Genomic DNA, 396 nt, shown 5'->3' with positions numbered 1-396 from the left:
CGCCGAGCAGCGCCGCACCATAGCCCTTCTGCGGCACCGGCACGACGCGGGCGCCGATCGCCGTCGCGATCTCCTGGGAGCCGTCGGTGCTGCCGTTGTCGGCAATCAGCACCTCGCCCGCTATGCCGGCCTTGTCGAGGAAGACCTTTGCCTTGCCGATGCAGACGGCAAGCGTCTCGGCCTCGTTGAGGCACGGCATCAGGATGGTCAGCTCGAGCTGCTTGGTCTGGGCGGCACGGATGGTTGTGACGGCGTTCATGGTTCTTGTTCCATCAAGGACTGGGTCCGGCGTCGGCAGGGCCGGGCTCATTCGAACCACCCTTGCATGGCAAGGCTTAAGAAAACGATGACGCGGGTTCTCGCCTTGTCTGCAATCGCGCGGCCGGGTCGCGCCTG

At 65.7% G+C, this 396-nt stretch carries 1 protein-coding gene; it reads right to left on the bottom strand.

All coding sequences use genetic code 11. From position 1 onward, the window contains the following. Positions 1 to 259 (bottom strand): glycosyltransferase (locus EN862_RS34965; protein WP_135896960.1); only part of this gene is annotated, 259 nt, incomplete at its 3' end. Positions 260 to 396 lie beyond the last annotated feature (137 nt).

The sequence above is a fragment of the Mesorhizobium sp. M2E.F.Ca.ET.219.01.1.1 genome (genome assembly GCF_004016445.2).
Lineage (GTDB): Bacteria > Pseudomonadota > Alphaproteobacteria > Rhizobiales > Rhizobiaceae > Mesorhizobium.
This window is presented reverse-complemented; position numbering and strand designations above follow the sequence as displayed.